Source organism: Achromobacter sp. 18P8.1.1 (assembly GCF_057799415.1).
The window spans coordinates 38,946-62,634 of the sequence record NZ_JBYOKH010000038.1 but is presented as its reverse complement, the minus strand read 5'-3'; the positions used below and the strand labels follow the sequence as shown (position 1 = coordinate 62,634).

At 66.3% G+C, this 23,689-nt stretch carries 24 protein-coding genes; 20 read left to right on the top strand and 4 right to left on the bottom strand.

Annotation, left to right across the window (positions count from 1 at the left end; translation table 11 throughout):
• The 4 genes from mltA to AC27VE_RS21850 all read left to right on the top strand — a co-directional run.
• On the top strand, nucleotides 1-902 hold a 902-nt coding region (gene mltA, locus AC27VE_RS21865; protein ID WP_488704945.1), incomplete at its 5' end, for a murein transglycosylase A.
• Nucleotides 899-2,068 carry a UbiH/UbiF family hydroxylase gene (locus tag AC27VE_RS21860; RefSeq protein WP_006227294.1) on the top strand — a complete coding sequence of 390 codons (1,170 nt, stop codon included), beginning with the start codon at nucleotides 899-901 and terminating at the stop codon, nucleotides 2,066-2,068. The genes mltA and AC27VE_RS21860, both read left to right, overlap by 4 nt.
• 143 nt (nucleotides 2,069-2,211) lie before the next feature.
• A complete protein-coding gene (locus tag AC27VE_RS21855; protein ID WP_006227293.1) occupies nucleotides 2,212-3,012 on the top strand; it encodes a DsbC family protein in 801 nt (266 codons plus the stop codon).
• A 63-nt stretch (nucleotides 3,013-3,075) separates the two neighbouring features.
• Nucleotides 3,076-4,032, top strand: coding sequence for a D-2-hydroxyacid dehydrogenase family protein (locus tag AC27VE_RS21850; protein WP_488704944.1), 957 nt, complete (start codon nucleotides 3,076-3,078; stop codon nucleotides 4,030-4,032).
• A 158-nt stretch (nucleotides 4,033-4,190) separates the two neighbouring features.
• Here AC27VE_RS21850 and ttcA read toward each other — a convergent pair whose 3' ends face one another.
• Nucleotides 4,191-5,282: a tRNA 2-thiocytidine(32) synthetase TtcA gene (gene ttcA, locus AC27VE_RS21845; protein WP_280029876.1), complete on the bottom strand. Its 1,092-nt coding sequence runs from the start codon at nucleotides 5,280-5,282 to the stop codon at nucleotides 4,191-4,193.
• Nucleotides 5,283-5,284: 2 nt separating this feature from the next.
• The gene (folB, locus tag AC27VE_RS21840; RefSeq protein WP_006217044.1) at nucleotides 5,285-5,644 is read right to left on the bottom strand and encodes a dihydroneopterin aldolase; all 360 of its coding nucleotides are present in this window, start codon (nucleotides 5,642-5,644) and stop codon (nucleotides 5,285-5,287) included.
• A 124-nt stretch (nucleotides 5,645-5,768) separates the two neighbouring features.
• Here folB and AC27VE_RS21835 point away from each other — a divergent pair, with 124 nt between their 5' ends.
• Both AC27VE_RS21835 and AC27VE_RS21830 read left to right on the top strand, forming a co-directional pair.
• Nucleotides 5,769-6,671, top strand: coding sequence for an NAD(P)/FAD-dependent oxidoreductase (locus AC27VE_RS21835; RefSeq protein WP_488704943.1), 903 nt, complete (start codon nucleotides 5,769-5,771; stop codon nucleotides 6,669-6,671).
• A gap of 74 nt (nucleotides 6,672-6,745) precedes the next feature.
• The gene (locus AC27VE_RS21830) at nucleotides 6,746-7,624 is read left to right on the top strand and encodes a helix-turn-helix domain-containing protein (RefSeq protein WP_488704942.1); all 879 of its coding nucleotides are present in this window, start codon (nucleotides 6,746-6,748) and stop codon (nucleotides 7,622-7,624) included.
• Nucleotides 7,625-7,640: 16 nt separating this feature from the next.
• On the opposite strand, the gene AC27VE_RS21825 is transcribed toward AC27VE_RS21830, so the two are convergent.
• Entirely contained in the window at nucleotides 7,641-8,438 is a 798-nt protein-coding gene (locus AC27VE_RS21825; protein ID WP_488704941.1) for an alpha/beta fold hydrolase, read from the bottom strand.
• 113 nt (nucleotides 8,439-8,551) lie between these two features.
• On the opposite strand from AC27VE_RS21825, the gene AC27VE_RS21820 reads away from it, so the two are divergent.
• The 7 genes from AC27VE_RS21820 (at nucleotide 8,552) to AC27VE_RS21790 (ending at nucleotide 15,806) form a co-directional block, all read left to right on the top strand.
• Nucleotides 8,552-9,454, top strand: coding sequence for a LysR family transcriptional regulator (locus AC27VE_RS21820; RefSeq protein WP_488704940.1), 903 nt, complete (start codon nucleotides 8,552-8,554; stop codon nucleotides 9,452-9,454).
• A 91-nt stretch (nucleotides 9,455-9,545) separates the two neighbouring features.
• Nucleotides 9,546-11,774 carry a TonB-dependent siderophore receptor gene (locus AC27VE_RS21815; RefSeq protein WP_488704939.1) on the top strand — a complete coding sequence of 743 codons (2,229 nt, stop codon included), beginning with the start codon at nucleotides 9,546-9,548 and terminating at the stop codon, nucleotides 11,772-11,774.
• A gap of 22 nt (nucleotides 11,775-11,796) precedes the next feature.
• A complete protein-coding gene (locus AC27VE_RS21810; protein ID WP_280029883.1) occupies nucleotides 11,797-12,339 on the top strand; it encodes a hypothetical protein in 543 nt (180 codons plus the stop codon).
• A gap of 130 nt (nucleotides 12,340-12,469) precedes the next feature.
• Nucleotides 12,470-13,438, top strand: coding sequence for a Bug family tripartite tricarboxylate transporter substrate binding protein (locus AC27VE_RS21805; protein ID WP_488704938.1), 969 nt, complete (start codon nucleotides 12,470-12,472; stop codon nucleotides 13,436-13,438).
• A 2-nt stretch (nucleotides 13,439-13,440) separates the two neighbouring features.
• Nucleotides 13,441-14,106, top strand: a complete 666-nt coding sequence (locus AC27VE_RS21800) for a 3-oxoacid CoA-transferase subunit A (protein WP_280029885.1) — start codon at nucleotides 13,441-13,443, stop codon at nucleotides 14,104-14,106.
• 1 nt (nucleotide 14,107) lies between these two features.
• Nucleotides 14,108-14,806 carry a 3-oxoacid CoA-transferase subunit B gene (locus tag AC27VE_RS21795; protein WP_488704937.1) on the top strand — a complete coding sequence of 233 codons (699 nt, stop codon included), beginning with the start codon at nucleotides 14,108-14,110 and terminating at the stop codon, nucleotides 14,804-14,806.
• A gap of 37 nt (nucleotides 14,807-14,843) precedes the next feature.
• On the top strand, nucleotides 14,844-15,806 hold the full coding sequence (locus AC27VE_RS21790) for a Bug family tripartite tricarboxylate transporter substrate binding protein (RefSeq protein ID WP_488704936.1): 963 nt from the start codon (nucleotides 14,844-14,846) through the stop codon (nucleotides 15,804-15,806).
• A 46-nt stretch (nucleotides 15,807-15,852) separates the two neighbouring features.
• On the opposite strand, the gene AC27VE_RS21785 is transcribed toward AC27VE_RS21790, so the two are convergent.
• Complete coding sequence (locus AC27VE_RS21785; protein ID WP_488704935.1) at nucleotides 15,853-17,628, bottom strand: M61 family metallopeptidase; 1,776 nt, start codon at nucleotides 17,626-17,628, stop codon at nucleotides 15,853-15,855.
• Between the two features lie 28 nt (nucleotides 17,629-17,656).
• Between AC27VE_RS21785 and AC27VE_RS21780 the strand changes: the two genes are divergently transcribed.
• The 7 genes from AC27VE_RS21780 (at nucleotide 17,657) to AC27VE_RS21750 (ending at nucleotide 23,682) form a co-directional block, all read left to right on the top strand.
• Nucleotides 17,657-18,433 carry an enoyl-CoA hydratase gene (locus AC27VE_RS21780; protein WP_488704934.1) on the top strand — a complete coding sequence of 259 codons (777 nt, stop codon included), beginning with the start codon at nucleotides 17,657-17,659 and terminating at the stop codon, nucleotides 18,431-18,433.
• 253 nt (nucleotides 18,434-18,686) lie between these two features.
• Nucleotides 18,687-20,240 carry a DUF1254 domain-containing protein gene (locus tag AC27VE_RS21775; protein WP_088591230.1) on the top strand — a complete coding sequence of 518 codons (1,554 nt, stop codon included), beginning with the start codon at nucleotides 18,687-18,689 and terminating at the stop codon, nucleotides 20,238-20,240.
• Nucleotides 20,241-20,771: 531 nt separating this feature from the next.
• Nucleotides 20,772-21,185 carry an ATP synthase subunit I gene (locus tag AC27VE_RS21770; RefSeq protein ID WP_035214069.1) on the top strand — a complete coding sequence of 138 codons (414 nt, stop codon included), beginning with the start codon at nucleotides 20,772-20,774 and terminating at the stop codon, nucleotides 21,183-21,185.
• Nucleotides 21,186-21,272: 87 nt separating this feature from the next.
• The gene (gene atpB / locus AC27VE_RS21765) at nucleotides 21,273-22,154 is read left to right on the top strand and encodes a F0F1 ATP synthase subunit A (RefSeq protein ID WP_006227276.1); all 882 of its coding nucleotides are present in this window, start codon (nucleotides 21,273-21,275) and stop codon (nucleotides 22,152-22,154) included.
• A 118-nt stretch (nucleotides 22,155-22,272) separates the two neighbouring features.
• Nucleotides 22,273-22,515 carry a F0F1 ATP synthase subunit C gene (atpE, locus tag AC27VE_RS21760; protein ID WP_003815363.1) on the top strand — a complete coding sequence of 81 codons (243 nt, stop codon included), beginning with the start codon at nucleotides 22,273-22,275 and terminating at the stop codon, nucleotides 22,513-22,515.
• Nucleotides 22,516-22,659: 144 nt separating this feature from the next.
• Nucleotides 22,660-23,130 (top strand): F0F1 ATP synthase subunit B, encoded by a 471-nt coding sequence (locus tag AC27VE_RS21755; RefSeq protein WP_006227275.1) that lies wholly within the window; start codon nucleotides 22,660-22,662, stop codon nucleotides 23,128-23,130.
• A gap of 12 nt (nucleotides 23,131-23,142) precedes the next feature.
• The gene (locus tag AC27VE_RS21750) at nucleotides 23,143-23,682 is read left to right on the top strand and encodes a F0F1 ATP synthase subunit delta (RefSeq protein WP_088591229.1); all 540 of its coding nucleotides are present in this window, start codon (nucleotides 23,143-23,145) and stop codon (nucleotides 23,680-23,682) included.
• The last annotated feature ends 7 nt before the right edge of the window (nucleotides 23,683-23,689 follow it).

The following is a 23,689-nucleotide window of genomic DNA, read 5'->3' as shown; positions in this document are numbered from 1 at the left end:
GCGTGCGCCGCTTCCTGCAAACCTATCTGCAGCCGTGGCGCCTGAATGCCGCTGACGGCAAGCCGGCCACCAATACCGTCACGGGCTATTACGAACCCCTGGTACGCGGCTCGCGCCGCCAGGGCGGAAACCACCAGTGGCCGCTGTACGCCGTGCCCGCCGACCTGCTGACGATCGATCTGGGATCGATCTACCCGGAGCTGGCCGGCAAGCGCGTGCGCGGCAAGCTCGAGGGCAAGCGGGTCGTGCCCTACGACACCCGTGCCGCCATCGAGTCCTCTGGCCGCCGCCCGCCCGTCGTGGTGTGGGTGGACGACCCCGTGGACAACTTCTTCCTGCAGGTGCAGGGCTCGGGCCGCGTGCAGCTGACTGACGGCCCCGACGCCGGCAAGACCATCCGCGTGGCGTACGCCGACCACAACGGCCAGCCCTACGTGTCCATCGGCCGCTGGCTGATCGACCGCGGCGAGCTGACCGCCGACCAGGCGTCCATGCAGAACATCCGCGCCTGGGCGCAGCGCAATCCGAAACGCGTGCAGGAAATGTTGAACGCCAATCCGGCGGTCGTCTTCTTCCGCGAAGAGCCGGTCATCGACCCCGAACAAGGTCCGAAGGGCGCTTACGCGATCCCGCTGGCGCCCAAGCGCTCGGTCGCAGTCGACGCTACGTTCGTGCCGTTGGGCACCCCCGTGTATCTGGCAACCACGTTCCCGGCCTCCGACCGGCCGCTGCAGCGGCTGGTGTTCGCCCAGGATACGGGTACGGCCATCCGCGGCGCGGCGCGCGCCGACTTCTACTGGGGTTACGGCGACGAGGCCGGCCAACAGGCGGGCCGCATGAAACAACGGGGCCAGATGTGGGTGCTGTGGCCCAAGCAAGCTGGGGAGCCCTCGGCAAGATGAGCCATCAAATCGTCGTTTGCGGGGCCGGCATCGTCGGCCTGTCCACCGCCCTGGCGCTGGCCCGCCGCGGCCAGCGCGTCGCCGTCCTGGCGCCGCGCACGTCGGTGCCGGCCGCCGATCCCAACCGCTACCACCCGCGCGTCTACGCCATTTCGCCCGCCAGCCAGCGCTTTCTGGCCGAGCTGGGCGTCTGGGACGCCATGCCCGCATCCCGGCTGATGCCCGTCGAAGCCATGGAAATCCACGGCGATGCCGACGGGCAGGTCAACCTGAACGCCTGGCAGGCGGCGCTGCCGCAACTGGCCTGGATCGTGGAATCCGGTGAAATCGAGCGCGTGCTGATTCAGGCGGTGCGGATGTTCGGCATCCCCTGGCTGGAAGACCGCTGCACGGGCTATCGGGATGGCGCGATCGATACCGAAAGCGGCACCCGCATCCAGGCGGAGCTGTTCGTGGGCGCTGACGGCGCGGCTTCGCCGCTGCGCACGGCGGCAGGCATGAAACACGACGCCGTGTCCTATGACGACACCGGCCTGGTCGTGCACCTGGACGCCGAACGCGCCCATCAGGGTACGGCCATCCAGTGGTTCCGCGATGACGGCGTGCTGGCGTTGCTGCCGCTGCCCGACACCGCGGACGGCCCGCAAGTGTCGATGGTCTGGTCCATGCGCACCGAACCGGCGCAAGCGTTGCTGGCGTTGCCGCCCGAGGCGCAGGCTGCAAAGCTGGAAAACCTGCTGGCCGAGGCCTCCGAAGGCCGCCTGGGCCGGCTGAAAGTCCGCAGCAAGCTGCACGGCTTTCCGCTGACGCTGGAACGCGCCCAGATGGTGGCGCCCGGCATCGCGCTGGCCGGCGACGCCGCGCACCGCCTGCACCCGCTGGCGGGTCAGGGCCTGAACCTGGGCCTGGGCGACGTCGAGGCGTTGGCGCGCACGGTGGCGGGCCGCGAACCCTACCGCACGGCGGGCGACCTCCGGGTGCTGCATCGCTACCAGCGCGCGCGCGCCGAACCGGTGCTGGCCATGCGCCTGGCTACCGACGGCCTGCACAAGCTGTTCGCATCGCGCGCCACGCCGCTGGTGTGGTTGCGCAACGCGGGCATGCACTGGGTCGAAAAGGCGCCGCTGGTCAAGCGCCGCCTGATCGCGGGCGCTTCGGCCAATTGAGCCCGGTCGGGCATGCTTTTGGAACCTTGGCACGGGGCGGGAGTCTGACTGAGATCCGCGCTGCGTCCGGTCCCCGCCCGGCCAACCCCCTTCGGGATGCGTTACGCTTGCCTCCAAAGAACACGATAAGTACAGGAGTACTGATGAACTTCCGCATCTCCGCCACCCTGGCGGCTTGTTTCCTGGCCGGTGGCCTGGGTCTGTCCACCGCGGCGCTGGCGCAAGCGCCCGCCAAGGGCGACAAGTCCGTGTCCACGCAGTCTGTCGGCCAGCCGGGCAAGGGCGAAAAAAGCGTGTCCACCACGCAGATCGACCCGGTGGCGGATGCCGTCAAGGAACGTTTCCAGCAGCGCTTCACCGGCATGGACGTGACGGCCGTGCGCCGCACGCCGTATGGCCTGTTCGAGGTGCAGTTGGGCATGGACCTGATCTACACGGATGAAAAGGTCACCTGGGTCATGGAAGGGCCGTTGATCGACGCCATGACGCGCCGCGACGTCACCCGCGAATCCCAGGAAAAGCTCAGCGCCGTCTCGTTCGACCAGCTGCCGCTGGACCTGGCCATCAAGCAGGTCAAGGGCGACGGCTCGCGCAAGGTCGCAATCTTCGAAGACCCCAACTGCGGCTACTGCAAGCAGCTGCGCAAGACGATGGAAGACCTGGACAACGTCACCGTCTACACGTTCCTGTACCCGATCCTGTCGCCGGACTCCAAGGACAAGGTGCGTGACGTCTGGTGCGCCAAAGACCAGGGCAAGGCTTGGGACGACTGGATGGTGCGCGGCAAGAAGCCGGCTACCGCCAGTTGCGACGTGCCCGAAGACAAGCTGCTGGCCCTGGGCCATCAGTTGATGGTGCGCGGCACGCCCACGCTCTTCTTTGCCGATGGGTCGCGCGTCAGCGGCGCGATCCCGCTGGACCAACTCAAAGCCCGTTTGAACTGACCGGCGCCGTGCGCCGGCCGGGCAGGCTGGCGCGACAAGCGCCACGCCTCCCGGAGACAGCACTTGAAAATCGCAATTCTCGACGATTACCACGACGTAGCCCGGCGCTATGCGGATTGGACCTCGCTGGGCGGCGACGCCGAGGTCCAGATCTTCAACAACTTCATTCCTGACGAACAGGTCGAGGCCACGCTTGAGCTTTTCGACGTGATCGTGGCGATGCGCGAGCGCACGCCGTTCCCCGCCGAGCGCATTCGCGCGCTGCCCAAGCTGCGCCTGCTGATCACGACCGGCATGCGCAATAACGCCATCGACATGCCCGCCTGCACCGCGCAGGGCATCGTCGTGTGCGGCGCGCCCGGCAGCGCTGACGCCAACACCGCCACGGCTGAACTGGCCTGGGCGCACATCCTGGGCCTGTTCAAGCACCTGCCCGCCGAAGACGCGGCCATGCGCCGCGGCATGTGGCAAACCGCCATGCCCGAGCCCCTGGCCGGCAAGCGCCTCGGCGTGCTCGGCCTGGGCAAGCTGGGCGCCGCCGTGGCCAAGGTGGGCCAGGCGTTCGGCATGGACGTGGTGGCCTGGAGCCCCAACCTGACGGACGAGCGCGCCGAGGCCGCCGGCGTCAAGCGGGTGGACAAGCACGAACTCTTCGCCACGTCCGACGTCGTCAGCCTGCACCTGATCCTCTCAGACCGCAGCCGTCATGTCGTGGACGCCACCGCCTTGGCCGCGATGAAGCCCACCGCCTACCTGGTGAACACGTCGCGCGCCGGCCTGGTGGATAACGAAGCGCTGATGGATGCGCTGGTGAAGTTCCGCATCGCGGGCGCGGGCCTGGACGTCTATCCCGAAGAACCGCTGTCGCCCACCGATACCGTGCGCGACCTGGACAACGTGATCCTGACCCCGCACCTGGGCTACGTCAGCCGCGAGAACTTCGAGGCGTTCTATCAGAACTCGCTGGAAGCCGTGAAGGCGTTCCAGGCGGGCAAGCCGATCCGGGTGTTGAACGCCTGATCAGTGATGGGTTGCGCGCGTTCAATGGCGGTGTTCTTGATGCCGGATTCCGCGCGCTCCACCCATCCTACGGGGCACGCGCGTCATCGGTAGGATGGGTGGAGCGCGAAAAAATGGCCGCAAGGACGCGGCCATTCAAAGCGCGCAACCCATAGGCATCAGCTGCGCGTGAACATCACCTTCTTTTCCACGATCGCGCCCGGCTCCAGCGCTTCCGGCGTATCGCCGCAGGCGTCGTCGCCGTCTTCGTCCGGATCCACGGCGTCAAACGCCGTGTCGCCGTTGGCGTCCGGCACGCCGGTGGGCTTCAGGCCCACGAAGTCGAACAGGTCGCGATCCATCAGATGCGACGGCACCACGCGCGACAGCGCGTTGAACACGTTCCACGAACGGCCCGGGTGCTGTTTGTCCCAGTCCTTGATCATCCGGCCCACTTCCTTGCGCTTCAGGTTTTCCTGGGAGCCGCAGAGGTTGCACGGGATGATGGGGAACTGCTTGAGTTCGGCATAGGCGATCAGGTCCGTTTCGGCTACATAGGCCAGCGGGCGGATCACCGTGTGGCGGCCGTCGTCGGACACCAGCTTGGGCGGCATGCCCTTGGCCTTGCCGCCGTAGAACAGGTTCAGGAAGAACGTGGCCAGGATGTCGTCGCGGTGGTGGCCCAGCGCGATCTTGGTCGCGCCCAGTTCGGAGGCGACGCGGTACAGGATGCCGCGGCGCAACCGCGAACAGAGCGAGCACATCGTCTTGCCTTCTTCCAGCACGCGCGTGACGATGGAATACGTATCCTGCGTCTCGATGTGGAAGGGCACGCCCAGTTCTTTCAGGTACTGAGGCAGGATGTGGTCGGGGAAGTCAGGCTGCTTCTGGTCCAGGTTCACCGCGATCAGTTCGAACTTGAACGGCGCGCGCTTTTGCAGCTGGAGCAGGATGTCCAGCATCGCATAGGAATCCTTGCCGCCCGACAGGCAGACCATGACGCGGTCGCCTTCTCCGATCATGTTGTAGTCGGACAGCGCGCGCGTGGTCTCGCGGGCCAGGCGCTTGGTCAACTTGTTGCCTTCGTGGCGGGCCTTTTCCGCAGCAAGCGCGCTTTGCGCGTGCGGCGTGGGGGCCCTTTCCCCGCCGGGCCGCCCCAAGGGGAAAGCGCCCCCTTGGGGGGCAGCAAGCGCGCTTTGCGCGTGCGGCGTGGGGGCTACATTCTCTTCGGCTTCGGTACGGAAGCGGATAGGGGGAGCGATATCGTTCATGGTCAACGCGTGATCTGGATTTCCACGCCTACCGCCGCACAGTCGGAAAAGGCCATGGGTTTGCTGATGCGCAGGCGCAGCGAGCGGATTTCCTGGAAGTCGGCCAGAAGGCGCGCGGCGACTTGTTCGGAAAGGGTTTCGATCAGGTTCACATGCGCCTGGGTGCATTCCTCGACGATGGCCTCGCGCAGCCGGCGGTAATCCAGCACGCTGTGGATATCGTGGTCGTCGACCGAGCGCTGAATGTCCACGTCAAACTCGGCATCGACGTGCAGGGGCTGGGTGGCGCGTCGCTCGTGTTCGAGGATGCCGATGCGGGCGTCGAGCGCAAGCCCGGAAAGGATGATGCGGCGTGTGGGCATGATGAAAACCTGGGTGGGACAGCCGGAATTGTAAGGCGACAGCGGGTCAGGGACGGCGCGCTGGCTACAATTCGGCCATGTCCGGGCGTCTTTGAGGACGCCGGCGCAGTCAATAAGGGGTGAAATGCAACAGATGCACGATGCGGTCATTGTAGGCGGCGGCCCGGCCGGCGCTTCCTGCGCCCTGTGGCTGGCCAGGCTGGGTCTGTCCCCGCTATTGGTCGAAGCCAGCGCCCGCCTGGGCGGTCTGGGCAATGACAATCCGTTCGCCGACGATTGGATCGCGGTGCTGCCCGGGGTGACCGGCCAGCAGGTGGCGGCCAACATCGACACCAGCGTGCGCGCAGCCGGCGTGCCGCTGCGCCTGGAAACCCGCGTGACGGGCGTCTTGCCTTGCAAGGGCGGCATCCAGGCCACTCTGACCGGTCCCGACGGCGGCCAGACGCAGGTGCGCGGACGCACGCTCGTCATCGCCTCGGGCGTGCGCGCCAAGGGACTGCCGGACCACCCGCCGGGCGCATCCTGGCCCGGCGTGCTGACCGGCCCGGGGTCCCCCATCGTGGCGCAGGACTATTCCGGCCTGTCGGTCGCGGTGCTGGGCGGCGGCGACAACGCGTTCGAAAACTACGTCTATGTGCGCAACCGCGGCGCCCGCGCCGTGCATCTGTACGCCCGCAGCGTCCGCGCCCAGCAGCAATGGGTGACGCGCGCCGGCCGCGAAGGGGTGCGCATCGGCCCGTACCAGGTGGATCCCGCCCGGCGCAGCGTGGACGGCCAGCAGTACGACCTGATCCTGGTCTTCTACGGCTGGGAGCCGCAAGCCGCCTTCGCCGACGGCCTGCGGCTGGCCCGCGACGACCGCGGCTACATTCGCACGGATTTCGCCACCGCCGAAACCAGCGTGCCGGACATCTACGCCGTGGGCGAAGTGGCGCACCGCATGCATCCCTGCGTAGTCACGTCGATGGCGGACGGGGTCGTGGCGGCCAAGGCCATCCAGCGCCGCTGGGAGCGCGCAGGGGAATAAGCCTGCCGCCGTCCGGACAGGCGGGCCTTATTTGGGTAATAATAATTATTCTCAAATAAGAACCGGATCCGTCCATGCCTTCCCTGCGCGCCGCCGCCGAACACCATCGCGTTGACGCGGCAGTGAGCCAGCCCGGCGGCGTCGCCCTGCACGCGGGCGTGTTCCGGCGCAACGCCACCCGCTGGCGCGACGAACCGCTGCACCGCGGCCTGAAAGTCATCATGCTCGATGGGGATGTGCACAGCCGGATCGAAGACCGCACCGCCTTGCGCTTGCAGGGCCCCACGCTGTTCCTGGCGTGGAACACCGGCCAGGCGCAAGGCGCGGACGCCTTCGAGGCGGGCGTGGACCAGCAGTACGCGATGGTCAGCCTGCCGGAGACGGCGTTGTGGTCGGAACTGGGGCTGGAGCCTGACTTCTTCAAGCGACTCTCGCCGGGGCAGCCGTCGAGTGAGCCGATCGTCTGGCACGGTGCCGCCGGGCGCGACGCGCGCCGCATCGCCGACCAGGTGCGCGTCTGCGCCTTCGACGGGGCGGCGCGCCGCCTGTATCTGGCTGCCAAGGGGCTGGAACTGGCGGCCGTGGCCTTGGCGCAGGCGACCCGGACCGCCGCCTTGTCCGCGGAACCCACCCACGCTGCCGCGCGGGAACTGGACGCGGCGCATGAAGCGCGCCGCCGGCTGTTGGCCGACCTGCGCCAGCCGCCAGGGGCCTCCGAACTGGCGCGAGATTTCGGTCTGCACACGCGCAAGCTGGAACAGGCGTTCAAGCGCGTGTTCGGCCTGAGCATGGCGCGTTGCGTGCAAGAGGCGCGGTTGTTGCGCGGCCGCGATCTGATACTGAACGGCGGCATGAGCGTGTCGGAAGCCGCCTGGCACGTGGGCTACGCGCCCGCCCATTTCTCGGTAGCGTTCCGCCGCCGCTTCAACGCCAGCCCCAGCGCCTTGCGCTGATGCCGGGCGGGCCGCTTCAGCGCGGCAGCAGGAACCCCAGCACCGCGTCCATGAACGCCTCGGGCTGTTCGACGTTCGACAGGTGCACCACCGGCAATTCCAGCGACTGCGCGCCCGGTACCGTGGCCGCGATGGCGGCGCCGTGGCTGGCCGCCGTCACGGTGTCGTCGCGCCCTGAAATGACCAGGGTCGGCGCCGTGATCAACGCGATGGTGCGCCGCAAGTCCGCGTCGCGCACGGCCGCGAACGCGCCCGCCAGGCCATGCTTGTCGGTGGCCATCAGCCCGGCGCGGAACGCGTCGATGACGGGGCCGCCGGCGTGCAGCAGGCGGGCGGGGAACCAGTTTCCCAGGAACATGGCGGTTGTGTCCGTCATGTCGGGCGCCTCCAGCGTCGCGGCGATGCGCGCGTCCCATTGCGGCGCGGGTCCCAGGTAGGCGGACGTGTTGGCCAGGATCAGGCGGTCGATGCGATCCGGCGCATGCACGCCCAGCCATTGCCCGATGAAGCCGCCCAGCGACAGACCCAGGAAGTGGGCGCGCGGGATGTCCAGGCCGTCCAGCAGCTCAATGACGTCGCGGCCCAGCCGGTCCATCGAATAGGCGCCTGCCGGCACGCCGGACGCGCCGTGGCCGCGGGTGTCGTAGCGCAGCACGCGGAAGTGGCGCGACAGGGCGGGGATCTGGCCGTCCCACATGTGCAGCGTGGTGCCGATGGAGTTGGACAGCACCAGCACCGGCAGGCGGACGTCGCCATCGATGCGGTAGGCGATGCGCACGCCGTCGCCGGTGGTGAAGAAGGAAAGGTCTTGCATGGCGGGTCTGCCTGGTCGGGTGGAGATGAGGTAAATCGTAGTTGCGCGCCGATCCGGAAGAAATTACAAAGTCCGGACCATCATTATCAGAAAAACAGACATCAGAGGCACGCATGAGCGACTTCACCCTGCACGACCTGCAGTGCTTCGACGCCGTGGCGCGCGCGGGCGGCTTCCAGGCCGCTGCCGTCGCGCTGCATCGTTCGCACCCCGCGGTGTTCGCGGCCGTGGCCAAGCTGGAGCGCCAACTGGATCTGGCGTTGCTGGACCGCAGCGGCTATCGCGTGCGGCTGACGCCTGCGGGGCAGTCCTTCCACCGCCGCGCGCAAGGCCTGCTGCGCGAACTGGAAGGCTTGCGCACACACGCCGCGCAGTTGGCGATGGGCGAGGAAAGCGACCTGCATGTGGTGATCGGCGACTTCTGTCCGCGGCCGTGGATGCTGGCCATGTTGAACCGCTTTTCCGCGCAGTGCCCCGGCACGCGCCTGCATCTGCACTTCGAGGCCGTGGGCGGCCCGGCCGAACGCCTGCTCGATGGCGACGCGGACCTGATCCTGCATCGCGTGGACAAGCAGGATCCGCGCATCGAATGGCTGGACCTGGCCAAGGTGCCGTTCGTTCCGGTGGCGGCGCCGGGGTTCCTGCCCGCCGCGCGCGGCCGCGCCATCAGCTTCCCGCAATTGCGCGAGGCCACGCAATGCGTGATGCGCGACACGGCCCGCCATACGCCGCCGCGCGATTACTTCATGGTCGATGGTGCCCCGCAATGCACGGTGCCTGACCAGCTCATGAAGAAGGACGTCATCCTGCAAGGCATGGGCTGGGGCCATCTGCCGCGTTTCCTGATCGAAGACGAATTGCGCGACGGCCGGCTGGTGTCGATTGCCAGCCGCCATCTGCCCGGCAGCATCGAAGAACTGGTGGCCGCCCGGCGCAGCGATCGCCCGCAAGGCCCCGTCGCGAACCGGTTGTGGCTGGCCTTGCAAGCGGCGTCCGCAGAAATTCGAAAGCCTTAGTCCCAAAATCGAAAGCCTTTTCGATTGCCCGCAATTCCCCCATTGAAGATGATTATCAGTCTTATTTGAGGACGGATCGTCGGAGGGAATTGTGGGTATCAAGACAGGTGGGGGCCGGCGGGCCCGGCAGGGCGGGGCGCGCGTGGGCCGCGCGGTCTGGCTGGGATGCGGCGCCATGATGTTCGGCCTGGCCGCGGGGGCGGCCTCGGCGCAGACGGCGCCGGAAACCACCACGCTGGCGCCGGTGACGGTGCGGGGCGAGGAAGCGGGCGTGACCGAAGGCAGCGCGTCCTACACCGCGCCCAGCGTCACCATCGGCGGCAAACTGCCGTTGTCGCTGCGCGAGATCCCGCAATCGGTGTCCGTCATCACGCGCCAGCGCATCGAAGACCAGAACATGACGTCGCTGGAAGACGCCATGGCGCAGACCCCCGGCATCACCACCGACCTGGCAGCCACCGCGGCCATTCCGCAGTTCTATTCGCGCGGCTTTCAGATCGAATACTTCCAGTATGACGGCGTGCCCATGCAGACGGGCGGCGCGTCGTGGGCGCAGCCGGATCTGTTCATGTTCGATCACGTGGAGCTGCTGCGGGGTGCCGCCGGCCTGTTCAACGGCGCCGGCCAGCCAGGCGGCGTGATCAATCTGGTCCGCAAGCGCCCCACGCGAGAATTCCAGTTCTCGGGCTCGGCCAGCGCCGGCTCCTGGGACAACTACCGCGGCGAAGCGGACTTGTCTTCGCCGCTGAACGCCTCGGGGTCGGTGCGCGGCCGCGTGGCCGCCGCCTATGAAGACCGCAAGTACTTTTACGACGTCGCCAACTCGCAGAAGCAGGCCTACTACGGCATCCTGGAATCCGACCTGACGCCGGACACGCTGTTGACGCTGGGCGGCAGCTATCAGCAGCGCGATTGGCTGCCGTTCATGATGCAGATGCCGCGCTACAAGGACGGCGGCGATCTTGGGTTGACGCGCGGCACCTATCTGGGCGCCGACTGGAACCGGTGGGATTTCGAGAACACGCAGATCTTCGCGGAACTGGCGCACCGATTCTCGTCGGACTGGACGGTCAAGCTCAACGTCAACCAGGCCGAAGAAACCAGCAAGTTGAAGTACGCCTATGTGCGCGGCGCGGTGGACCGCGCAACCGGGCTGGGCCCGCGCCTGTACGGCGGCGGCAACCAGTACCGCAATCGGCAACTGGGTATCGACCTGATGGTGTCGGGCGCGTTCGAAGCGCTGGGCCGGCGCCATGAGCTCGTCTTCGGCGGCAACTGGTACGACCGCAGCGCGCGTTCGTACAACGCCTATTCGCTGCCGGGATTCCCGGCGCAGCCGGTGGACGTCTTCCACTACGACGTCCGCGACTATCCCGAACCTGGCGATCCGCAATGGGGCAGCCAAAGCGACGTGAAGACGCGTCAGTCCGGCGTCTACGCGATGGCCCGCCTGAAGGTGGCCGACCCGCTGACGCTGGTGCTGGGCACGCGCATGAGCTGGTGGCGCACGCAGAGCGAAAACCTGATGACGGACGTGACCGCCCCGGCCGTCACCGAACACGGCCGGATGACGCCGTATGCCGGTCTGGTCTACGACATCGACGACCACTGGAGCGCCTACGCCAGCTACGCCGACATCTTTCGCGTGCAAAGCGACCTGCGCACCGCCGACGGCGGTTCGCTGCCGCCCGTGGTGGGGTCGAACTACGAAGCCGGCGTGAAGAGCGAATGGCTGGACGGGCGCCTGAACACCTCGTTCGCGCTGTTCCGCATCACCGAACGCAACCGTGCGCAGAGCGACCCCAACTATCCGGAAGTCGGCGACTGCTGCTACCAGGCCAGCGGGCAGGTGCGCAGCCAGGGCTTCGAGGCGGAAGTATCCGGCCGGCTGGCGCCGGGCTGGGAAGTGGCGGGCGGCTACACCTTCAACACCACGCGCTATCTGAAGGATGCGGAGAACGGCGGCGCGCCGTTCCGCACCTTCACGCCCAAGCACATCTTCCAGCTCTGGACGACCTATCAGCTGCCCAGCCAATGGAACCGCTGGAGCGTCGGCGGTGGCGTCAATGTGAAAAGCGGCGTCTACACCGAAAGCGCGGTGCAGGGCCCCGTCTCGGGCAGTTCGGTGCGCGTGTCGCAGGGCGGCTACGCCATCTGGAACGCGCGGATCGGCTACCGCGTGAGCGACCACGTGTCGCTGGGACTGAATGTGAACAACCTGTTCGACAAGGTCTATTACCAGCGGCTGGGCAACGCCGACATGGGCAACGCCTACGGCGAACCGCGCAGCGTCATGCTGAACATGCGCGTCAAGTATTGATCGAACCCTCAGGAGAAAAGCGATGAAGATTTCCTTGCAACAGGCGCTGCGCGCCGCCGCCTTCGGCGTTGCGCTGTGCGCAGGTTTGCCGGCGCAAGCCGCCCCGGCGGCGCCCACCCCGCAGGCGGCCGCGGTGTCGCCCGTCTTGTCCGCCGGCGAGTACCGCTGGACGATCGACGACGGCCGGGGCGAACCGCCCTACACCTTGCGCCTCTACGTGCAGCCGCTGCCCACGGGCGACTACGCGCTGACCGGCAGCCTGCTGCTGGACGACGCCGAGCTGGGCGCCTCCGGGTCGGCGCGGGTGCGCGATGGCAAGCTGGTGCTGGACCTGACTGCCAGCGGCGGCGTGCTGCAAGCGCCGATGGAAGACAGCAAGCGCGCCCTTTACCCCAAAGGCGGTGCGCCGGCGCGCGTGGATTCGGCGGGTTTCGCGACGATGCGCGCGCTGCTGGATCCCGCGACGCTAGGCGGCGTCATGCAGCGTTATCAGACCAACGTCATGACCGGCCATCTGGTGCAAGGCCCGATGTACGCCAACAGCGTCATCCGCCGTCAGCCGTAGCGCGCAGGCGGGGCGGCGTTCACCTCAGGCGAAGGCCGCCCTCCAGATTGCAGAATAGGCATTTGCCCCCGCGACGCCCACACTCTGTCTCCACAAGTTGATCAATCAATGATCACGTCGGGAGACAAGCATGTTGCACGCGCATCGCTGGCTGGCTGCCGGCGCGGTGGCATTCGCCCTGGCAAGCCAGGCCCATGCCGCCTGGCCTGAACGGCCGATCACCCTTATCGTTCCGGCCGCGCCCGGCGGCACTACCGACATCGCCGCGCGGCTGATCGCGGACAAGCTGGGCACCCGGCTGGGGCAGCAGGTCATCGTGGAAAACCGCGCGGGCGCCGCAGGCATCATCGGCGCGCAGACAATGGCGCGCGCCAAGCCCGATGGCTACACCTTGCTGATGGGCAACATCGGCCCCAACGCCATCAACTACGCGCTGTACAAGACGCTGCCCTACAAGCCCGCCGACTTCGCTCCCGTGACGCTGGTGATCTCGGTGCCCAACGTGCTGGTCGTGAACGAAGCCTCGTCCGCCCGCACGGTCGCCGACCTGCTGGCCCTGGCCAGGCAGAACCCGGCCAAGGTGTCCTTCGGCAGTTCCGGCGCGGGACAATCGCCGCATCTGTCGGCCGAACTGTTCAAGCAACGCGCCGGCATCCCCGGCACGCATGTGCCCTATAAGGGCGCGGGCCCCGCAGTGGCCGCGCTGCTGGGTCAGCAGTTCACGTTCATGATCGACAACCTGCCCAGCTCGATGCCGTTCATCCAGTCCGGCAAGCTGCGCGCGCTTGCCGTTACGAGCGACCGCCGGCTAGCCGAACTGCCAGACGTGCCGACGATGGCCGAAGCCGGCGTGAAGGACATGGTGGTGACTGCCTGGTTCGGCCTGGTTGCGCCGGCCGGCACGCCGGAGGACGTCATCGGCAAGCTTTACGCCGCCACGCGCGACGTCGTGCAGAGCCCCGAAGTCAGCGACCGCTTCAAGGCCATGGGCGGGCAGGCCGGCGGCAACACGCCCGCCGAATTTACCGCGTTCATCGGCCAGGAGCGCGCTCGCTGGAAGCAGATCGTGGACACGGCCGGACTGGCACAGGAGCAATAGACGTGATCGACAAGATCCAAGCATCCATGGCCGAGGCCGTGGCGGTGATTCCCGACGGCGCGTCCGTGCTGGTGGGCGGCTTTGGCGAAGCGGGCGTGCCTTACGAGCTGCTGCAATGCCTGGCGGAATCGGGCCGGCGCGACCTGACCATCATCTCGAACAACGCCGGCACGTTCGAGCGCGGCATTGCGGCGCTGCTGATCCGCAAGCAGGTCCGCAAGATCATCTGCTCGCATCCGCGTCCGCCCAATTCCGATGCGTTCGCGCGTGCGTTTCGCGCTGGCGAGGTGGAACTGGAATGCGTGCCGCAGGGCACGCTGGCCGAACGGCTGCGCGCCGCGGGCGCGGGGCTGGGGCCGTTCTACACGCCCACCGGCTACGGCACCGAACTGGCCGCGGGCCGTCGCCAGGAAGTGATCGACGGCGTGGGCTACGTGCTGGAGCATCCGCTGCGCGGCGATTACGCGCTGATCCGCGCCCATCTGGGCGACCGCTGGGGCAATCTGATGTACCGGCACGCGGCGCGCAACTTCAACCCGGTGATGTGCATGGCCGCCGGCCACGCCATCGCGCAGGTCGACGAGGTCGTGCCGCTGGGCGCGTTCGTGCCCGAGCAGGTCATGACGCAAGGCATTTTCGTGAAATCCGTGGTGCGGGTGGAGGCCTGACATGCAAGACATCACCGGCTTGACCCGCCAGCAGATCGCGCAGCTGCTGGCCAGCGACATCCCCGACGGCTCCATCGTCAACCTGGGCATCGGCATGCCGACGCTGGTGGGCGACTACCTGCCCTCCGACAAGGACATCCTGCTGCACAGCGAAAACGGCATCCTGGGCATGGGCCCGGCCGCCAGCGGCGGAAACGTGGACCTGGACCTGATCAACGCCAGCCGCCAGCCCATCACGCTGCTGGACGGCGCCTCGATCACCGAGCACACCGTGTCGTTCGCGATGATGCGCGGCGGCCACCTTGACTACGCCGTGCTCGGCGCGTTCCAGGTATCGGAGTCAGGCGACCTGGCCAATTGGAAGACCGATGCGGCCGACGCCATTCCCGCCGTGGGCGGCGCGATGGACCTGGCCGTGGGCGCCAAGCAGGTCCTGGTCACGATGGAGCACCGCGGCCGCGACGGCACGCCCAAGGTGCTGCGGCAATGCACGTATCCGCTGACGGGCAAGGGCGTCGTGACGCGCATCTATACCGATCTGGCGGTGATCGACGTGACGCCCGGCGGCTTGAATGTCTACGCCATGAAGGCAGGCGTTACCGCGGCCTTCCTGCGTTCCGTGACCGAGGCGCCGCTGCATTTCCCGGCGACGCCGCGCGTGATCGTGCTGGATCCAGCCGGCACGCCGCGCTACGCCTGACGGTGTGCATCCGCCTTCGGGCAAAGGAGACCCCCTGATGATCCGTTCGCTTCTGATCGCCGCGTCGCTCGGCGTCCTGTCCCTGGGTGCTGTCGAAGCCGCCCCGGCCTACCCCGACAGGCCCATCACCTTGCTGATCCCGTATCCGCCGGGCGGCAGCGCCGATATGCTGGCCCGGCCGCTGGGCGCGGAACTGCAGAAGAAGTGGGGTCAGCCGGTCGTGCTGGAATACAAGCCGGGCGCGGGCGGCGCCATCGCGTCCGCGCAATTGGCGCGCGCCAAGCCTGACGGCTACACCTTGCTGATGGTGCTGGCCGCGCATGCCATCAACCCCAGCCTGTATCCGTCCTTGCCCTACGATACCCGCCGTGACTTCGCGCCGGTCTCGCTGGTGGCGACGTTGCCGATGCTGGTGGCTGCGCCGTTGTCCACGCCGGCCAGCACCATCCCCGAACTGATCGCCTACGGCAAGAGCCATCCCGGCAAGCTCAGTTTCGCGTCCGCCGGCAACGGCAACACCAGCCATCTGGCCGCCGAGATGTTCAAGAACCAGACGGGCGTGGACATGATGCACGTGCCGTACAAAGGCAGCGGCCCCGCGGTCGTCGCCTTGCTGGGCGGCGAGGTGTCGTTGATGTTCGACAGCATCTCCACGTCGTTGCCACAGGTGCAGGCAGGCAAGTTGAAGGCCATCGCGGTCACCGGCGAACGCCGCTCGCCCTTGCTGCCCGATGTGCCCACGGTGGCCGAAAGCGTGCCTGGCTTCGTGGTGAACGGCTGGTACGGGGTGCTGGCGCCGGCGGGCACGCCGCCCGATGTCGTCAACGCCTTGAGCCGCGGCATCGCCGACGCCGTGGCGTTGCCCGCGTTGAAGCAGCAACTGGCGGGCTATGGCTATGAAACCGTGGGCTCTACGCCGGCCGACTTCGCCAGCCATATCGACCGCGAACTGGACGCATGGAAAAAGGCGGTGGACGCCTCGGGGGCCAAGCTGAATTAAGCAGGGGCCCGATGGGCCCCTGTGCCGTGTCCCCCGACGCGCGGCGCTATACCGTCAACACGCAATCCAGCGCCTCGGGCGCGGTGAGCCTCACGCGGTACGCGCGCAACTCGTCGCGGCGGAACACGTGCACTGTCACGCGATCACCGGGGCGATACTGCGCCAGCAGCAGGTCCAGGCCGGCGGGTGCATCCACCCGCAAACCATCCACCGCCACCAGCACATCGCCCGCCGACAGGCCGGCCTGGTGGCCCGCGCCGCCTTCCAGCACGGTGGCCAGCAGCAGCGAGTCGCCCTGTTTGCGCGTGCGCACGTCCAGCGACGGGATGTTGGCCGCCGTCTTCCATTGCAGCGTGATGCCTTCGGCGGCCAGCAGTTCGGCCAGCGGCACGTCGGCCGTGCCGTAGGCATGGCGCGCGATGAAGCGGCGGGCATCCACGCCGGTGGCTTCCTGGATCAGCGCGGGCAGGCCGTCTTCGGGCAAGCCCTGCGGATTGCCCTGATAGAAGTCGCGGCCATAGCGCTCCCACAGCAGGCGCATCACGTCGTCCAGCGAATGGCGGCCGGCGGAGTCGCGGCGGATCAGCAAGTCCAGGCCCAGCGCCACCAGCGCGCCCTTCGTGTAGTAACTGACCAGCGCGTTGGGCGAGTTCTCGTCCTGCTTGTAATAGCGCGTCCACGCGTCGAACGAGCTTTCCGCCACCGACTGCTTGGCGCGGCCCGGCGTGCGGGCCACGCTGGTGATGGTCTTGGCCAGCAAGCGCAGGTAGTCGGACTGCGTGATCGCGCCCGAGCGCAGCAGCAGCAGGTCGTCGTAATAGGACGTGAAGCCTTCGAACACCCACAGCAGGCGCGTCAGGTCGGGCTGCTCAAGGTGGTAGGGGGCAAACGCCTGCGGCTTGATGCGCTTGACGTTCCAGGTATGGAAGTATTCATGGCTGACCAGGCCAAGAAAGCCGCGGTAGCCTTCGCCCTGGCCTTGCTGGCCCAGCACCGGCAAGTCCTTGCGGGACGTCATCAGCGCCGTGCTGGCGCGATGCTCCAGGCCGCCGTAGCCGTCGCCCGTCACCATGGTCATGAAGACGTAGCGGTTGGAACTGTCCAGGAACGGCGCGCGTTTCGTGCGGGGCTCGAAGAACGCGATCTGCGTCTCGCAGATCTTTTTCACGTCGCCCGTGATGCGGGCCAGATCCAGGTTCGGCGTCACGCCAGTAAACACCAGTTCGTGTTCCGCGCCGTGGGCCGTGAACGTCGCCACATGGGGCGTGCCCATTTCCACGGGATGGTCGATCAGCGCGTCGTAATCCGGCGCCAGGTACAGGCCGAAGCCGTGGCGGCGGGCGGCGCCCTTGTGGCCGCGGGCCTCGGGCAGGCTGGTGTAGACCTTCCAGCCGTCCAGGCCGCGCGGCGGCGCCAGGTCCACCAGGCAGGGCAGGTGGTCCTGGCCATGCACGCGCAGGAACACGCTGGTGCCGTTGAAGAAGCCGTGGCTTTCGTCCAGATGCGCGCCGCGCACCGACAGGTCCCACGCGTAAACCACGTATTCGACCCGCAACGGGCCGTCGCAAGGCGCGGCCTGCCAGGTGTGGTTATCGATTTTGTCGACATTCACGCGCCGCGTGCCCGCATGGGCCGACAGCGATTCGATCTGGCGCGAGAAATCGCGGATGAGGTAGCTGCCCGGAATCCAGGCCGGCAGCGACAGGCGCTGGCCTTCAGGAGAAGGCGTATCGATGGTTAGGGTTATCCGGTAGCGGTGTCCTGCCGGATCGAACGGCGCAAGGCGGTAAAGTATCGGAAAAGCGGCATCTGATTTTTTCATGCTTCTATCTTATTACTGGAGACATTCAATGAGCGAGTCGTTTGTACTGGTCGAGACCCGGGGCCGCGTCGGCCTGCTGACGCTGAACCGCCCCAAGGCGCTCAATGCGCTGAACGATCAACTGATGGATGAGCTCGGCGCGGCACTGCTGGCGTTCGAAGCGAATGCCGACATCGGCTGCGTGGTCATTACCGGCAGCGAGAAGGCCTTTGCCGCAGGCGCCGATATCGGCGCGATGAAAGACTGGTCGTACATGGATGTGTACGGCAGCGAATACATCACCCGCAACTGGGAAACCTTGAAGCGCATCCGGAAGCCCGTAATCGCCGCCGTGGGCGGCTACGCGCTGGGCGGCGGCTGCGAACTGGCCATGATGTGCGACATCATCATCGCCGCTGACACCGCCAAGTTCGGCCAGCCGGAGATCAAGCTGGGCGTGATCCCGGGCGCCGGCGGCACGCAGCGCCTGCCGCGCGCCGTGGGCAAGTCCAAGGCCATGGACTTGGCGCTGACCGCCCGCATGATGGGCGCCGAAGAAGCGGAGCGCGCCGGCCTGGTGTCGCGCGTGGTCCCCGCCGACAAGCTGATGGAAGAAGCCCTGGATGCCGCCACCGTCATCGCGTCGATGTCGCTGCCGTCCGTGATGATGGCCAAGGAATGCGTGAATCGCGCGTTCGAAAGCTCGCTGAACGAAGGCCTGCTGTTCGAACGCCGCGTCTTCCATTCGCTGTTCGCCACCGGAGACCAGAAGGAAGGCATGGCCGCGTTCACCGAAAAGCGCAAACCGGACTTTAAACACCGTTAAGCCTTGTTACGTCCGCGCAAGCGGCGTGTGCATGTCCTGATACACCCGACGCGCCCGGCAGGGCGCGTTTTTCATGGGCGCCGAATACGGGTTTTCCCGTTGCGCCTTGAAACGTCTGGGCAGCACCTTGTTGCAGACTTCTTCCCTATCCTGATTAGGCGTCATCAAGAGGTGCCGCGCCAGAGCGGCTTGCCCAACCTGGCAAGTCCCGCGCGGCGGCTCGCTTGCAAACAAAATCAAGAAGGAGCCTTGCATGCGTACTTTTATCGCCAATCGCCGGTGGTCCGCCGCGGTCCTTGCGGGCGCGCTCAGCGCCTGCTTCGTGACCGCCACTCAGGCTCAATCGCCGCAGCCCACGCTGCGCCTGGTGTCCGAAACGCCCTATCCCGCCTCGGCTGCCGCGCCGCAGATGAGCGAGCAGGATCTGCGCGACACGGCCATCGATGCCTACGTCTACGCCTATCCCATGGTGTTGATGGAGCTGGCGCGCCGCAAGGCCACCGCCGTGCAAAGTCCGCTGGACGGGCGCGCGCCGGTGAACCAGTTCGGCCACAAGACCGCTTTCCCTGACCCGCGTGCCGCCGACACGCCGTGGCCCAGCGCCGACGCGCTGTACTCCAGCCTGTGGTTCGATGTTTCGCAGGCGCCGCTGATCGTGAACCTGCCCGACACGGGCGGGCGCTATTCGGTGCTGTCGGCGCTGGATATGTGGAGCGACGTGTTCGCCTCGCGCGGCACCCGCACCAACGGCCCCGGCGCGCAATCCTTCGCCATCGTCGGCCCCAACTGGCAGGGCAGCGTGCCCGCCGGCATCGACGTGATCCGCAGCCCGACCTCGACCGGCTGGTTGATCGGCTGGACCCAGACCGGCGGTCCGCAGGACTACGCGGCCGTCAATCAGATCCAGGCCGGCATGACTGCTGTGCCGCTTGTCACGCAGACCGCCGCGACGCCGATGCGCAGCGGCCGCTACACCGCGGGCAACGCCTATCCGCAGACCGGATCGGGCGTGGGCTCGGCCCCGATCGGCAGCGGCCTGCCGTTGCCGACGCCGGTAAACCTGCCCGAGGGCACGCCCGCCGAGCAGGCGGCCAGCATGGACGCGGCATCCTTCTTTGCACTGTTCTTCGATGTGTTGCGCAACAATCCGCCGCACGCCAACGATTCGCCGATCCTGGACCGCATGCGCCGCATCGGCTTGGACAGCCGCCAACCGTTCTCGTATGGCCGCCTGAGCCCGGCCGTGCAGCAGGCCCTGGCTGACGCCCAGCCGCTGGCGGGTCGCCGCATCGCCGATGGCGTGTCGCGCCTGGGCACGCCGATCAACGGCTGGAACACCGTCCTGTCGGGCATCGGCACCTACGGCACCGACTACGCGCGCCGCGCCGCCATCGCTTATGCGGGCCTGGGCGCGCCGACGCCGGAAGACGTGCTGTACCCGGTGACCGTGGCCGATTCGAAGGGCCGTCCGTTGAACTCCAACGAGGACTACGTGCTGCACTTCGACAAGGGCCAGCTGCCGCCCGTTAACGCGTTCTGGTCGCTGCACGTCTATAACGACAAGCACGGCTTTGCCGACAACCCCGCCAACCGCTACGCGCTGCGCAGCACCGACGGGCTGAAGTACAACTCGGACGGCTCGCTGGACATCTACATCCAGCGCCGCGACCCGGGCGAGAAGAAGCGTTCGAACTGGATCAGCACGCCGGCCGCCGACGGTCCGTTCCTGTTGAGCCTGCGCCTGTACTGGCCGCAAGACACGGCGCTGGATGGCCAGTGGGCGCCGCCGCCGGTCAAGGAAGACTAAGCCCGAGAGCCGGTTAACACCGCCTGCCGGAACAAAGCGGCCCCGATGTCGGGGCCGCTTTTTTAGAGTGCAAAGGCGGGTTGCGCAAGGCTTGAGCAGGTGGAACAAGGGCCGCGCTCGCGTCCCTATTTTTCGTGCGGTATCTAGTACGCCCGGGCCGTTGTTTGCACCTTACAAACCCCCGAAAGTTCATTTGCTCGAGCAAAAAGAATCACGCTATACTCTGCGGGTTTGACGCTTGCGGGATAAGAACACGTGGCGGCTGGTAAGCGGTGGATGGGCGCGGATTGCAGGGTAGAGACGCTAAATTAGCGGATGCTGAAAAGCATGGGCTGAAAGGCGAACCCAGGCAAGCCGAAGCCAGACACTAGCGCGTACTGAAAGCGGTGCCTTTGACCTATGTAAGGACAAAGCATCAGGTTTCAAGTGCGGGCACGCCGGTTCTGATAGGGGCAAGAAGTACAGCGGGGAAGTTTGATGCAGCAGAACTCGATGCAACATGTGCAACAGGGTTTGTTGGACCAGGACGAGATGGACAAGGTTCTGGTTCTCAGCGACGCGGATCGCGCGGCGCTGAATGCTCAAGCTAGCCGCGGGCTCCTGTTGGCATTGGCGGCGCAAGGCGCCATGGGGCTCGCAGCAGCAGTAATTGCGGGGGTTGTCGGAGGGGCAGCGGCTGGTTGGTCGGCGCTGGCGGGGGCGGGAGCGTATTTCATACCCAATGCGTTGTTCGCATTGCGCCTGGTTGTCAGCGTTCGGGCCGGTCGAGCCAGTCCCTTTACCTTTCTCTCTGGTGAGTTGATCAAGTTGTTCGCAACGGCATTGCTGTTGTGGGGGCTTTCGCGTGTGGCGCAGGACACCCTGGTGTGGCCCGCTGCATTGCTCGGTCTGATACTCACATTGAAGGGTTACCTCCTGCTTTTGATGTTCCGCAAGTTGTCTTAGCGCCGAGTAGTCAGTAGCGGCAAACGTGATCGTGGAATCGTCCGGCTCGCAAGGGTTCGGGCATACAGCAAATAGGGTAGGATTCAAATGGCTGCTGCCAGCGACGTGTCGCCTCAGTCCGCGTATATTCAGCATCACTTGGTGCATCTGAACAATACCGGTGAGAAACAGAGCGCAATTGCTCAGTTCGACATCATCAATTACGACTCGTTGTTCTGGTCCGGCCTGATGGGTCTGATCGTGATTTTCTTCCTGTGGCGCGCTGCTCGCCGCGCCACCAGTGGCGTGCCGACCCGCTTCCAGGCTTTCGTGGAAATGATCGTCGACATGGTCGACGACCAGGCCAAGGGCATCGTCCACAACGCCAAGAGCCGTCTTTTCATCGCCCCGCTGGCGCTCACCGTGTTCCTCTGGATCATCCTGATGAATGCGCTGGACTTGCTGCCGGTTGACCTGTTGCCCTCCATCTGGCGCCTGACCGGCCTGGGTGCGGAGCACGGCGATCCCCTCTATTACCACCGCATTCTGCCGACCGCCGACCTGAACGTGCCGATGGGCATGTCGCTGGGCGTGCTGCTGCTGATGTTCTATTACGGCATCAAGATCAAGCACCCGGGCGGCTTCGTCAAAGAACTGTTCACCGCGCCGTTCCATGCGCATGGCCTGGGCGCCGTCGTGCTGGCCCCGTTCAACCTGCTGCTGAACCTGATCGAATACGCCGCCAAGTCCGTGTCGCTGGGCATGCGGTTGTTCGGCAACATGTTCGCCGGCGAACTGATTTTCATGCTGATCGCCCTCCTGGGCGGCGCCTGGACCGGCTTCAACGGTGCCAGCATCGGCTTGGGAATCGGCCACATCCTGGCCGGCTCCATCTGGGCGATCTTCCACATCCTGATCGTTCTTCTGCAGGCCTTCATCTTCATGATGCTGACGCTGGTGTATCTCGGCCAGGCACACGAAGGCCACTGATCCCCCGAATTTCCTGCGCTGGCCACCCGGCCAGCGTGGGATAGCAAGATTATCTTGCATTGAGCTGTACCCCTTATTTTTCAATTTTTGACTTCAGATTTCTAACCAAGGAGTTGTCATGACCAACGTCGCTTTCGTTGCCCTCGCTTGCGGTCTCATCATCGGTTTGGGTGCTATCGGCGCTTGCATCGGCATCGCACTGATGGGCGGCAAGTATCTGGAAGCTTCGGCTCGTCAGCCTGAGCTGATGAACGCTCTGCAAACGAAGATGTTCCTGCTGGCTGGCCTGATCGACGCGGCATTCCTGATCGGCGTGGGTATTGCCATGCTGTTCGCCTTCGCCAACCCGTTCGTCGGCTAAGGCAGCGCCCGCCGGCGAATAGGCGGGTCATGACGCTGGCGGCGATGAGGGCGCAAGTCCCATCGCCGGTCAGCAAAGTATCGAGTGCTCCGTGACGCCCCTTTCCGGGTGCGGTCGGAGCCGCAAGGTGTTAAAGGAACGACCGTGAATCTGAACGCGACGATCATTTTCCAGATGCTCGTGTTCTTCGTTCTGGGCTGGTTCACGATGAAATTCGTGTGGCCTCCTCTGACGAAGGCGATGGACGAGCGCCGCCAAAAAATCGCCGACGGCCTTGCCGCCGCCGAGAAGGGCAAAGCCGACTTGGCTCAAGCCCAGGCGCGTGTCAGTCTTATCGAGGCTTCTGCCAAGTCCGAAAACCACGCCCGCATCATCGAGGCCGAAAAGCAAGCCGCCTCCCTGATCGAGCAAGCCCGCCGTGAAGCGGAAGCTGAACGCGCCCGTATCGTGGCTCAAGCAGCTCAAGATGCCGCGCAGGAAGTTCAGCGCGCTCGTGACTCGCTGCGCGACGACGTTGCCGCGTTGGCTGTCAAGGGTGCTGAACAGATCCTCAAGCGCGAGGTTGACGCCCGCGCCCACGCCGAGCTGCTGAACCAGCTTCGCGCGCAGCTTTAATCCGGGACCGTCATGGCTGAACTTTCCACTGTTGCCCGTCCCTACGCTGAAGCGCTCTTCAGCGCAGCGCGCGACGACAAGGCCGGCTTGCCGGCTTGGGCCGACCTGGTCAGCGAAATGTCGCAGGTCGCCTCCAACCCCGACGTGCGCGAGGCCATGGCCGACCCGCGTCTGGGCGACAAGCAGCGCGTTGAGCTGTTTTCCGGCCTGATCAAGGTCGAACTGCCGCAGGCCGCCCGTAATTTCATCGAGCTGCTGGTTGAAAACGACCGACTGCTGCTGCTGCCCGACATCGCCACGCAATTCGTGGTGCTGCGGAATCGTCACGAGGGCACGGCGCAGGCGGAAATCACCAGCGCGTTCGAACTGAGCGACGACCAGGTCAAAGAACTGGTCGCCGCGCTCGAACAAAAATTCGGCCTCAAGCTCAAGCCCAACGTCACCGTCGACAAGTCGTTGATCGGCGGCGTGCGCGTGGCTGTCGGTGACCAGGTGCTCGATACTTCCGTACAAGCCCAATTGGTCCGCATGCGCGATCAGCTCGCCGCTTAAGGCAACT

Bases quoted from the DNA above. Each gene is read 5' to 3' on its own strand.
- AC27VE_RS21860 (WP_006227294.1), top strand. From the start codon at position 899: ATGAGCCATCAAATCGTCGTTTGCGGGGCCGGCATCGTCGGCCTGTCC.
- AC27VE_RS21855 (WP_006227293.1), top strand. From the start codon at position 2,212: ATGAACTTCCGCATCTCCGCCACCCTGGCGGCTTGTTTCCTGGCCGGT.
- ttcA (WP_280029876.1), bottom strand. From the start codon at position 5,282: ATGAACGATATCGCTCCCCCTATCCGCTTCCGTACCGAAGCCGAAGAG.
- folB (WP_006217044.1), bottom strand. From the start codon at position 5,644: ATGCCCACACGCCGCATCATCCTTTCCGGGCTTGCGCTCGACGCCCGC.
- AC27VE_RS21835 (WP_488704943.1), top strand. From the start codon at position 5,769: ATGCAACAGATGCACGATGCGGTCATTGTAGGCGGCGGCCCGGCCGGC.
- AC27VE_RS21830 (WP_488704942.1), top strand. From the start codon at position 6,746: ATGCCTTCCCTGCGCGCCGCCGCCGAACACCATCGCGTTGACGCGGCA.
- AC27VE_RS21825 (WP_488704941.1), bottom strand. From the start codon at position 8,438: ATGCAAGACCTTTCCTTCTTCACCACCGGCGACGGCGTGCGCATCGCC.
- AC27VE_RS21820 (WP_488704940.1), top strand. From the start codon at position 8,552: ATGAGCGACTTCACCCTGCACGACCTGCAGTGCTTCGACGCCGTGGCG.
- AC27VE_RS21810 (WP_280029883.1), top strand. From the start codon at position 11,797: ATGAAGATTTCCTTGCAACAGGCGCTGCGCGCCGCCGCCTTCGGCGTT.
- AC27VE_RS21805 (WP_488704938.1), top strand. From the start codon at position 12,470: ATGTTGCACGCGCATCGCTGGCTGGCTGCCGGCGCGGTGGCATTCGCC.
- AC27VE_RS21795 (WP_488704937.1), top strand. From the start codon at position 14,108: ATGCAAGACATCACCGGCTTGACCCGCCAGCAGATCGCGCAGCTGCTG.
- AC27VE_RS21790 (WP_488704936.1), top strand. From the start codon at position 14,844: ATGATCCGTTCGCTTCTGATCGCCGCGTCGCTCGGCGTCCTGTCCCTG.
- AC27VE_RS21785 (WP_488704935.1), bottom strand. From the start codon at position 17,628: ATGAAAAAATCAGATGCCGCTTTTCCGATACTTTACCGCCTTGCGCCG.
- AC27VE_RS21780 (WP_488704934.1), top strand. From the start codon at position 17,657: ATGAGCGAGTCGTTTGTACTGGTCGAGACCCGGGGCCGCGTCGGCCTG.
- AC27VE_RS21775 (WP_088591230.1), top strand. From the start codon at position 18,687: ATGCGTACTTTTATCGCCAATCGCCGGTGGTCCGCCGCGGTCCTTGCG.
- AC27VE_RS21770 (WP_035214069.1), top strand. From the start codon at position 20,772: ATGGACAAGGTTCTGGTTCTCAGCGACGCGGATCGCGCGGCGCTGAAT.
- atpB (WP_006227276.1), top strand. From the start codon at position 21,273: ATGGCTGCTGCCAGCGACGTGTCGCCTCAGTCCGCGTATATTCAGCAT.
- atpE (WP_003815363.1), top strand. From the start codon at position 22,273: ATGACCAACGTCGCTTTCGTTGCCCTCGCTTGCGGTCTCATCATCGGT.
- AC27VE_RS21750 (WP_088591229.1), top strand. From the start codon at position 23,143: ATGGCTGAACTTTCCACTGTTGCCCGTCCCTACGCTGAAGCGCTCTTC.